Source organism: Streptomyces sp. NPDC004721 (genome assembly GCF_053601495.1).
This window is the reverse complement of sequence record NZ_JBSGBZ010000025.1, coordinates 33,448-43,064: the sequence shown is the minus strand read 5'-3', so window position 1 is coordinate 43,064 and position 9,617 is coordinate 33,448. Positions and strand designations below refer to the sequence as shown.

General features: G+C 69.3%; 7 protein-coding genes. 3 read left to right on the top strand and 4 right to left on the bottom strand.

Going from position 1 to position 9,617, the window contains the following annotated elements:
- Window positions 1-981 precede the first annotated feature (981 nt).
- The 3 genes from ACWEK3_RS23185 to ACWEK3_RS23175 form a co-directional block, all read right to left on the bottom strand.
- Entirely contained in the window at window positions 982-2,004 is a 1,023-nt protein-coding gene (locus ACWEK3_RS23185; RefSeq protein WP_450545033.1) for an IPT/TIG domain-containing protein, read from the bottom strand.
- 171 nt (window positions 2,005-2,175) lie between these two features.
- Window positions 2,176-2,922: an IPT/TIG domain-containing protein gene (locus ACWEK3_RS23180; protein WP_450545031.1), complete on the bottom strand. Its 747-nt coding sequence runs from the start codon at window positions 2,920-2,922 to the stop codon at window positions 2,176-2,178.
- Window positions 2,923-3,758: 836 nt separating this feature from the next.
- Window positions 3,759-5,396 carry a glucuronyl esterase domain-containing protein gene (locus ACWEK3_RS23175; protein ID WP_450545029.1) on the bottom strand — a complete coding sequence of 546 codons (1,638 nt, stop codon included), beginning with the start codon at window positions 5,394-5,396 and terminating at the stop codon, window positions 3,759-3,761.
- 511 nt (window positions 5,397-5,907) lie between these two features.
- Between ACWEK3_RS23175 and ACWEK3_RS23170 the strand changes: the two genes are divergently transcribed.
- The 3 genes from ACWEK3_RS23170 to ACWEK3_RS23160 all read left to right on the top strand — a co-directional run bounded on the left by ACWEK3_RS23170 (window position 5,908) and on the right by ACWEK3_RS23160 (window position 8,335).
- Window positions 5,908-7,203 carry a PP2C family protein-serine/threonine phosphatase gene (locus ACWEK3_RS23170; protein ID WP_450545027.1) on the top strand — a complete coding sequence of 432 codons (1,296 nt, stop codon included), beginning with the start codon at window positions 5,908-5,910 and terminating at the stop codon, window positions 7,201-7,203.
- Window positions 7,204-7,394: 191 nt separating this feature from the next.
- Window positions 7,395-7,769 carry a roadblock/LC7 domain-containing protein gene (locus ACWEK3_RS23165; RefSeq protein ID WP_384430292.1) on the top strand — a complete coding sequence of 125 codons (375 nt, stop codon included), beginning with the start codon at window positions 7,395-7,397 and terminating at the stop codon, window positions 7,767-7,769.
- Between the two features lie 197 nt (window positions 7,770-7,966).
- Complete coding sequence (locus ACWEK3_RS23160) at window positions 7,967-8,335, top strand: ArsR/SmtB family transcription factor (RefSeq protein ID WP_453250498.1); 369 nt, start codon at window positions 7,967-7,969, stop codon at window positions 8,333-8,335.
- A gap of 9 nt (window positions 8,336-8,344) precedes the next feature.
- Here the strand turns inward: ACWEK3_RS23160 and ACWEK3_RS23155 are convergent, their stop codons facing one another.
- Complete coding sequence (locus ACWEK3_RS23155) at window positions 8,345-9,466, bottom strand: acyltransferase family protein (protein ID WP_450545024.1); 1,122 nt, start codon at window positions 9,464-9,466, stop codon at window positions 8,345-8,347.
- Window positions 9,467-9,617 lie beyond the last annotated feature (151 nt).

Below are 9,617 nucleotides of genomic sequence, written 5' to 3'. Positions count from 1 at the left end.
TGTCGCCCTTCACACCCGCCGCGCCCTGCGATCCGGTAGCACCCTGCGGGCCAGCGACACCCGTGTAGCCCTGCGGGCCCCTGGCACCGGTGCCGCCCTGCGGCCCGGAAGCACCCGTCACGCCCTGCGGTCCGCTGGCGCCCGTAAGCCCCTGCGGCCCGGCAACCCCTGCCCCGCCCTGAGGACCCATAGCACCGCTCTGCCCCTGTGGCCCCGCAGTTCCCACAGCACCCTGCGGCCCGGTCGCACCCATGTCACCCTTGTCGCCCTTGTCACCCTTCCCCCCGGTCGCGCCCTGCGGCCCAGTCGCGCCCGTGTCACCCTTGTTACCCTTCGCCCCGCTCGCCCCCGTCGAGCCCGTCGCGCCCTGTGGGCCCTGTGGACCTTGGGGTCCGGGCTGCCCACACGACGGGACGGTGCTCGAGACCCTGACGTAGCGGGCAGCCACCCAGCCCGAGCGGTTCGCGAGCCGGTACCACACCGGGTCTCCGCCGACACTCTCGCCCAGCGCCTGGCACCAGACGCTGATCCGCGCCCCGCTGGAATAGCTCCCCAATTCAGCGGACCTGGCCGTCGGTTGGGCGCGGATGCTCAAGCTCGTCCTGGCCGTGACGGTCCCGGGAATCGCCGCCGCGAACACGCTCCGCTCCACGTGTGTGGCAGCCACATCCGAACGCACCGTGTCCGTCAGCCCCGAGGCAGCTACCGCCACGGACCCCTGCAGCTCACACGCCAGGCCGAGGCTCACCGCCCCCAGGGCCAGCGACAGAAAGGTAAGCCTTCGCATCAAGAAACACCACGCCTTTCGCTCTTCGCCTGCAATGAAGGGAGACGTAAAAAGAAAAGCGTATATCCAGTTCATAATACTGTTATGACACGAACAAAATCCCATGGGTCCAGTGGGCTGCTTTTCAACCTGACTGGTTTCACGGCAAGTTGGCATGCGGTCGGGTGGCGCCCTAGTCGGATCGGCCTCACGGGTCAGATCGCGGGGCCCGCGATCCGGGTATAGGTGAGCCCGTTGCTGACGCCGGCGGGAGTGGTGACCGTGATGGTGACCGCTCCGGCGGCACCGGCGGGCGCGACAGCCGTGGCGCTCGTCGGGGAGAGCACGGTGAACGCCGCGGGGACGCCGCCGAAGTCCACGCCGGTCGTGGTGGTGAGGTTGGTACCGGTCAGCGTGACGACGGCTCCCGCGTACGCCGGCCCCTGATCGGGGGTCACGGAGGTCAGGGTGGGGGCGTCGAGGTAGACGTAGCCGAGAGGGTTGCTGGTGCCGCCGGGGGTGATCACCGTGACCGCCGCGGCACCGGCCGCGTGAGCCGGCGTCACCACGGTGATCCGAGTGGCGGAGACGACGGTGAACGAGGCCGCCGCCGTGTCGAAACGCACCGCCGTCGCGTTGAGAAGCCCGCTGCCGGTCAAGGTCGCCGCGGCTCCGCCGGCCGAGGGTCCGGCGGCCGGCTCGATGTGGGTCAGCGACGGCACGGGGGCGTAGTAGAAGTACGCGCTGGGGTCGTCGGGGTTGCTGGTGCCTCCGGGGGTGGTCACTGTGACCGCCGCGGCACCGGCCGCGTGAGCGGGGGTCACCGCGATGATCCTCGTTGCGGAGAGGACGGTGAACGACGTCGCCGCGATCCCGTCGAAGAACACCCCTGTCACCCCCGACAGGTTGGTGCCGGTCAGTGTCACCGTAATGCCCCCGGAGACGGGCCCCTGACCGGGCGTCACACCCGATACGGCAGGGGCGGCGACGTAGGTGTACGTGACCGTCTGGGTGCTGGTGCCCTGGCCGGTGGTGACGGTGAGGTTGACCGCACCGGTGCCGGAAGGAGGCACCGCCGTGAGCTGTGTGCCGCTGAGGACGGTGAACGAGGTGGCGGCTCTGCCGCCGAACTGGACGGCTGTCGCACCGGTGAAGCCGGTACCGGTCACGGTGACGATGTTCCCGCCTGAGGACGGCCCCTGGTTGGGGCTGATCGAGGAGACGGTGGGGGCAGCCATGGCTGTACTCCTTCAGGCAACACTGCGGCGGATCTGCGGCGGACCTGCGGCAAGGACCTGCGGCGGACCAGCTCGGCCGACGGCGGCCGGAGCGGGGGACACCCGTCCGAGCGCAGGAGGGGACTGCGTTCGGACGGGTGTCGTGTGCATCCCCGGTACGGGGCTGCTGGATCAGATGCCGGGGCCGGCGACGTAGGTGAATCCGCCGGCGGCGGTGGCGGACCCGGCAGGGTTGGTGACCACGACGTCGACGGCACCGGCCGTGCCGGGCGGTGTGACCGCCGACAAGGTGGTGGCGTCGATGACCGAGAACGGCGCGGCGGTGCCGCCGAAGGTGACCGAGCTGGTGCTGTCGAGGTTGGTGCCCGTGATGGTCACCGCCGTGCCGCCGGAGGTCGGTCCCGAGGCCGGGTTGACGGTCACGATCGTGGGGTCGTCGATGTAGGTGTAGGACAGGCCGTTGTTGCTGCCGCCCGCGGTCGTCACGGTGACCGGCACCGGCCCGGCCGCCGCGCCCACCGGCACGACGACGCTGATGGAGCTGTCGGAGTTCACCGTGGGGGTGGCGGTGTTCCCGCCGAAGGACACGCTGGTCGCGGTCGACAGGCCGGTGCCGTTGACGGTGATGGTGTTGCCGCCGGCCAGCGGCCCCGAGCTGGAGCCCAGGGAGGACTTGAACGGGGCGCCGACGTAGAAGAACGACACCGGGTTGCTCGTCCCGCCCGGGGTGGTCAGCGTGACCCCGACCGAGCCCGCCCCCGAGGGGGAGACCGCGGTGACCTGGGTCGGTGAGACGTTGGTGACGCTCGTGGCGGGCTTGGTGCCGAACATCACCGCGCTGGTGTTGGAGAGGTTGGTACCGCTGATGGTCACCAGCGTGCCTCCGCCGGTGGAACCCTGATTCGGAGAAATGGGCATGGGGACACTCCTTCGTCTCTGGTGGGGACATGCGAGGAACCAGCGGAATGGCCAGTCACCGTCCGCGCCGCCGCCGAGAAGCGGGACCGCCGCCGGCGCACGAGCGCCGTCAGCCCTTTCGGGCTGCTTCAGGCGTGGAAGAACACGGCTCAGGGGTGCTGCTGGGCCCGGAGGGAACGAAGGGACTCTCGCGCCGGCACGAAGGGCCGAGCGCACCGCAGCCTGCGCCGTCTCCCTGGGCATGGAGAAAACCGGCAACAGCTACCTGTCTCAACGTCCTTCTGGCACGGGGATGGGCAGCCCGCCGGTGTCGCACTCTCAGTGACCCACACGTCCGATCGAGTGACAAGAGGCCATTCGCTTTAATCACCCGTAGGGAGTAATTCACGCCTGCCCGCCAGGGGCCGCACCCTCCCCACGGGGACGGGTCGGCGCCGCCCCGCCAAGCGCTGCCGGCCGCCGAGCCGAACGGCCACGAGCAACTCGTCTGTCTCACAAAGCAAGACACCGTCGGGGGCGCGACCTAGGAAATCCCAGTGGGCGGTACGCCGAGAATGATTGAAACCGTCGCGGTCCCCTTTTGGAGTGACGCCTCCGGAAACCCCTTGCCGGTGTCCTGACCCGGAGGATTGGATTTGAATATCCAACCGGTGGGCCGCCCATCCTCTCCGGGGGATGTGGCAGTCGATCCGTGTGCGGCTTCTCTCCGGAGGAAAGTGCGTGGGTGCCGGCTTGCCACGATGGGCACCCCCGCAGAGGGATTTGGATCGGGTCAGCCGGTGCCGTCCAGGTACCGGCTGACCCGGTGGTACTCCTGAATCAGAACGCAGCGGGATTCAGGGGCTCTTGCAGGTGATGTTCCCGGGTGCCGGGGTGGAGTTGCCGGTGGCGGTGAAGCCGAAGGTGGCGGTGCCGTTGGCCGCGAGGGTGCCGTTGTACGGGCTGTTGCGCACCGTGACGGATCCGCTGGTCCCGGTGTTCACTCCGTCCCAGAGGCTGCTGATGGACTGACCGGAGCCCAAGGTCATGCCGACAGTCCAGCCGTTGAGCGTGCTGGTGCCGTTGTTACGGATCGTCATCTCACCCTGGAAGCCACCGGGCCAGTTGTTGACGTTGCGGTAGCCGGCGGTGCAGGTGCCGTTGGTGCCACCGCCACCCGGTTCACCGCCCGGGTCGCCTCCCGGACCACCGCCCGGGTCACCACCGCTACCGCCTCCGCCGTCGGTCAGGGTCGGTGTCTGCCAGTCCCGCCACGTGGACAGGTTGCCGGACTTGCCGGGGGCGATCCTGAACACGCCGGAGCCGCTGCCCGTGCCCAGCAGGAACTTCTGGATGCTCTGCTGCAGCGGCGTCTTCCACTCGGACCTGACGGCGCAGTGGGTTCCGTTCTGGACGTCGGACCAGTAGCTGATGTTGCTCGCCGCGCCGAGCGCCTTGTAGACCTCGGCCGCGCCCAGCGCCGCCACACTGCCCGACCTGGCGGCCAGCCAGTCGACGTACGGGTTCTCCATGACGAACAGCCCGCGCGGCGCGACCATGCCCAGGATCTCGTGGGTGTCCACCGGCAGGGAGTTCGGGTTGCCCGTGTAGGAACTGAACGCGTCACCCAGCCAGGGCTGTTCCGAGTAGGCGCTGCTCAGCGGCTGGGCGCCGCTCTCCCCCGGAATACCGCGGAGGATGGGAACGCCACCGCTCCCGGACTCGATCGGCATGGTCAGAGCGACGCGCTGGTCGAACGCGCCGGCCACGATGGCGCCCTTGCCGAACCTCGAACACCCCGTGACGCCGGTCGCGCTCGCCTTGAGGATGCTGCCGCCCGACTGCTCGATGACGTCGATGATGCGGCTCACGCCCCAGGACCAGGCCATCAGCAGGCCCGTGCTGCTGGACGAGCCGTACACGCTGTAGAAGGCACCCTGCTTGTTGTTCCGCGCGGTGCCCTCCTTCCCGACCGAGTAGGGGTCGTAGTTGATGACGGCGACACCGGAGGCCTTGATGGTGGCCGTGTCCGCGCCGAGCCCGCCCAGCACGATGACGGCCGGGAAGGGTCCCGAACCACTCGGCAGGCTCACGCTCGCCGAGAAGCTCGAGTTCCTGCCCTGGTCCGACACGTTCACGGTGATGCTGCTCGCCGACACCGTGCCCGTGACACTGGCGGGTCTCGCGGGCCTCTGGCCGTAGACGGATCTCTGCGCCAGATCTCTGATCTCCGCCCGGCGGCACCGCCAGTCGGATTTGGCCGAGATGCGCGTGCCGTTCAGCCTCTTGAAGGGATCCGGAAGCATGGAACTGGCCGCGGGAGATCCTGGGTTGGGAACTCCGCAGTCCGCGCCGTCGTCCTCGCCGCCGACTAGTGCCTGTTGAGGCACCAGCACCTGCGCGGCGACGACCTGTCCGTCGGCGGCGCCCGCCTGCGCGGTGAGCGAGGGCGTGATCAGGCTCGCGGCGGCCACCAGGGCCGCGGCCGCCCACACCCGGGGCCGATATCGATACCGATGGAAGCGCATTGGGGACCTCCAGAGGAAGATGCGCGATCGACGGGGACGCACCCTGCCCGGCCGGCATGACGGGGTGCCGCCGCGAGGGCGGCGACCGGCAGAAACCTGGGGTGACCCGCTTCGAAAGTTGCGTGGATCGCGGGGCACCAGGGCCAGGGTTGGGAGCGCTCCCAAGAGTAGGAACGAGGTCGGAGCATGACAACACCCAGGAACTGGGCCGCCTCAGTTTGGCCATTCCGGCACCCACCTCGGTGCTCGACCGGCCCAGCAAAGCGGGCGGATGAGAGGAAGCCGACGGGACCGGTCGGCACCTGCGGCTCCACACAACGGGAAGTTCCAGCCGTTTCGTAGAGCACGGCAAAAGTTTCGACGTCGGCCATCGCACACCTGCGGCGAACCGCTCACGTGCCTTCACCGCACCGGACGGCGCAGCACCCCCGGCGAAGGGTGACAGAGTATGACGACAGGCGCATGAGGAAGGAACGTGATGAAGCGGAAGCCCTCACCGTCGACGGAACCGAAGGCGGGATCCACGCCGGAGGTCGCTGCGGCCCGTCTGCGTCTGCTCGCCGAGGCGAGCCGCGCACTGGCCTCGGGCCTGGACGCGGAGGAGTCGCTGCGCCGCCTGGCCCGGGTGGTGGTTCCGCATCTGGCCGACGCCTGCGTCGTCGACATGGTCGAGGGAAACGGGCTGCGCCGACTCACCGTCACGGACCGGGACGCGGAGCGGGTGCTGCGGGTACTGCCCGGCGGGTTCCTGCCCGGGCCGGACGACTCGGCCGCCGCTCTGGCGAAGGTGCTGCGCGGCGCGGGCCCCATGGTGGTCACCGACTTCGACATGCCCGATCCGGACGACTCCCTGCACGCCGCGCAGTGGACCCTTTACCGCATGCTGGGCGCCGAGACCGCGTTGATCGTGCCCATGGGCGTACGGCGGGAGGCCCTCGGGGCGCTCACCTTCGTCCGCCGTGCCCCGGCCGTCCCCTTCGACGAGCAGGAGCAGGCACTCGCCGCCGACCTGGGACACCGCGCGGGCCTCGCGCTGGACAACGCGCGCCTGTACGCGCTGCAACAGCACACCGCGGAGCAGCTCCAGCTCTCCCTCCTGCCCGATCTGACCGGGCTCGGGCACCTCCAGCTCGCCACCCGTTACGTGGCCGCCCGCGAGCGGGCCGAGGTCGGCGGCGACTGGTACGACGCCTTCCCGCTCCCCGACGGCTCGGTGATCCTCGCGATCGGGGACGTGGTCGGCCACGACCTGGCGGCCGCCGTCCGCATGGGCCAGTTGCGCAACATGCTGCGCGCGCTCGCCTACGACAGCGGGGACGACCCGGCCGGAGTGATGAACCGCCTGGACCGGGTCATGCAGGGCCTGACCAGCATCGAACTCGTCACGGCCGTCATCGCCCGCATCGAGACGCCTCCCGGCGGACCGTGGCAGCTGCTCATGAGCAACGCCGGCCACCTTCCGCCGCTGCTCGCCCAGCCCGACGGCCGCACTCTCCTGCTGGAGGAAGGGCACGCCCCCGTGCTGGGAGTCGACCCCGCGCTCGAGCGCGAGACCGCGGCGGTCGCCCTGCCGACCGGAAGCACCCTGCTCTTCTACACCGACGGCCTCATCGAACGCCCCGGTGAGGACATCGGCCGCGGTCTCACCCGGCTGCGCCAGCACGCGGCCGCGCTGGCCCGGGAGCCGCTGGCGGTCTTCCGCGACGAATTGCTCACCCGGTTGAGCGACGACCAGCACGACGACATCGCCATCCTGGCCCTGCGCGTCCCCTGACCTCCGGGACGCGTGGGTACAGAGAAGCGAAAGGCCAGTTGCAGTCGTCAAAGTGTTCGCATACGACACGCTTCGATCAATGGACGTCAGTCTTGAAGACCTCCACTCGAACTCCCGGGCCGCGCGCCTACGGTGCGATCACCGGTCGGCCCGGGCCGTCCGGACTCAGCCGACGATCAAGGGGAGGCACCGTGGCGAGTGTGGAAGTGTCGCTGAAGGAAATGATGACCGCGGTCGAGGGGGCGCTGGGCGCGGCGGTCGTCGACTACACCAGCGGAATGGCCCTGGGAACCCTGGGCGGAGGCAAGGATCTCGATCTGACCATCGCCGCGGCGGGGAACACGGACGTCATCCGCGCCAAGGTGCGCACCATGGAGCAGTTGGGCCTGAACAGTCAGATCCAGGACGTGCTGATCACGCTCGGCGACCAGTACCACCTGATCCGTCTGGTCACCGGACGCAACGGCAACGGCCTGTTCCTCTATCTGGTCCTGGACAAGTCCCGTTCGAATCTGGCGATGGCCCGCCACCAGCTCAAGCGCGTCGAGGAACAGCTCGAGGTCTAGGTCCTTCCGCGCCCCGGGCCGACGTGCGCCCATGATGTGAAAACTTCTTCAAGTCACCACATCAGCATGATTCCAACTCCGGGTGGCACGCGGTCCGGGTCGAGAAGGATCTGCTCTGCAAGGCACATTCCACGTGGCGCCCTCCGGGGCGCCACCGCGTCTTGGACCATCCCCGATGCGGCAGGGAGCACGCACTCATGCAAGTCCCCCTCTACCAGGCCAAGGCGGAGTTCTTCCGCATGCTCGGACACCCCGTGCGCATCCGGGTGCTGGAACTGCTCCAGCACGGTCCCGTGCCCGTACGTGATCTGCTCGCCGACATCGAGATCGAGCCGTCGAGCCTCTCGCAACAACTGGCCGTGCTGCGACGCTCGGGCATCGTCGTGTCCATCCGGGAGGGATCCACGGTCCGTTACGCCCTCGCCGGCGGCGATGTCGCCGAACTGCTGCGCGCGGCCCGCCGCATCCTCACCGAACTCCTGGCCGGCCAGAACGAACTGCTCGCCGAACTCCGGCAGACGGACGGCGCCGCGACCGCGGGCGCCCCGGGCGGACAGCACATGTAGCCGACTCGCTCAACGGCGCCGAGCCGGCGGCTCCGGGCCGAACGCGGCGGTCTTCAGCGAACGCCGCATGGCCAGCACCATCGGGCGCTCCACGAACCGGTGCACGAGATAGGACAGCACGACCAGCGCGGCGACCGTGACCCCGACCAGGAGCAGGGGATCGACCCGGTCGCCGAAGTGGTGCGCGACGGTCATTCCGAGCGTGTCGTGCAACAGGTACAGCGGGAAGGTCATCGTGCCCATGACGGTCAGCCCGCGCCAGCGAAGCCGGCGGGTCCAGCCGAGCGCGATGGCGCCGACCATCAGGAAGAAGACCGTGACCGCCAGGACCAGCCAGCCGCGCCACGGCGACCAGGTCTCCCAGTTGTTGCGGCCACCGGTGGGTGCCAGCAGGAAGTGCAGCGCCAGCAGCCACGACATGGCGACGATGCCCCACAGCAGAGGTGTCGGCCGGTACCGGTACATGAGGTAGAAGGCCATGCCCGCGATGAAGTACGGGGCCGACGTCGGGTTCACCACGAGCGTGAGCAGCGGGATGTGGGCGGCGGGCGCGAGTACCGCGGCGACCGTCCACAACCCGCAGAAGATCACCACGCGCTGGTAGGTGAGGCCCTTCCACACCACGACCGCGAACGTGAGGTAGAAGCAGAGCTCCGGCCAGAGGGTCCAGTAGACCGGGTCCAGGTTGGACACGCCGAGCGGGGTCTGCAGCATCGTGAAGTTGGCGAGCAGGACGCGCGGGTGCGGGTGTCCGAAGGGGGTGTCGGCGAAGTAGATGACGCATGCCGACACCACGATCGCGATCCAGTACATCGGGTACAGGCGGGTGACGCGTGAGATGAAGAAGTCACGCGGTGTGCGCCCCCACGCGCTCATGCAGATGACGAAGCCGCTGATCAGGAAGAACAGGTCGACGCCGAGCCGCCCGAAGGCGAGGTAGCCGTGCAGCTCCGGGAAGAGGCTCTGGTAGGGGCGCCCCCAGATGCCCTTCATCGCCTCCGGGGTCTGGCCGACGAAGTGGAAGAGCACCACCGACAGCGCCGCCAGGAACCGCAGCCCGTCCAGGGCGGCGAGCCGGTCTCTTCCCTTCCCTGCGACGATCACCCGTGGCGCAGGGGGCGCCTGCGGCACCAGCACTTCCTCTGTGACCGCCCCCTCGTTCCGCGGTCGCGTGGCTGCACCGGCCGATGCCCTGCGATCCGTGTGGGTCATATCTCCCGTTCCAGAGTCGTCCTTTACCGAAAGGGCCCTGGAATCCGGATCACTATGCCCGACGGGCGGA

Bases quoted from the DNA above. Each gene is read 5' to 3' on its own strand.
- ACWEK3_RS23180 (WP_450545031.1), bottom strand. From the start codon at position 2,922: ATGCCCATTTCTCCGAATCAGGGTTCCACCGGCGGAGGCACGCTGGTG.
- ACWEK3_RS23160 (WP_453250498.1), top strand. From the start codon at position 7,967: ATGCAAGTCCCCCTCTACCAGGCCAAGGCGGAGTTCTTCCGCATGCTC.
- ACWEK3_RS23170 (WP_450545027.1), top strand. From the start codon at position 5,908: ATGAAGCGGAAGCCCTCACCGTCGACGGAACCGAAGGCGGGATCCACG.
- ACWEK3_RS23185 (WP_450545033.1), bottom strand. From the start codon at position 2,004: ATGGCTGCCCCCACCGTCTCCTCGATCAGCCCCAACCAGGGGCCGTCC.